At 68.3% G+C, this 574-nt stretch carries 1 protein-coding gene; it reads right to left on the reverse strand.

The window, feature by feature from the left end; translation table 11 throughout:
* On the reverse strand, positions 1-574 hold a 574-nt coding region (locus PGX04_RS26355; protein WP_273741202.1), incomplete at both ends, for a DEAD/DEAH box helicase.

The following is a 574-nucleotide window of genomic DNA, read 5'->3' on the forward strand; positions in this document are numbered from 1 at the left end:
CTCCCCGGTCAGCGCGCGGGCGTGTTCGGCCGGGTTGCCGATCGTCGCGGTCGTCAGCACGTACTGCGGGTCGCCGCCGTACCAGTCGATCAGCCGCCGGGTCCGCCGGAGGATCCAGGCGGCGTGCATCCCGCTGATTCCCGTCCACGAGTGCGCTTCGTCGATCACGATCAGTTCGCACTCCGCGTGGAACGCGGCCCAGCGGTGGTGGCCCTCGAGGTACTGGTTCAGTCCAGCAAAATTCGTGATAACGACGTTCGCCTCCTCGCGGATGCGGGCCTTCTCCTCGCGTTTCGTGTCGCCGTCGTAGACGCCGACCGTGACGTCCAACCCGAGCGAATCGAAGAGATCGTTGAGCTCCCGCTCCTGGTCGCGGCTGAGCGCCTTCGTCGGATAGACGAGCAACGCGCGCACGTCCGGGTTCTCCCGAACGCGTCGCGCGACGTGCAATCCGTAGACGTAGGTCTTCCCGGAGGACGTCGAGGTCGCGACGCAGACGTTCTCGCCGTCGGACAGCGCCTCGAGCGCCGCGGCCTGGTGGCTCCAGGGGTCGACCTCGAGCGCCGCCGCGAGG

This window comes from Natrinema soli (genome assembly GCF_028618695.1).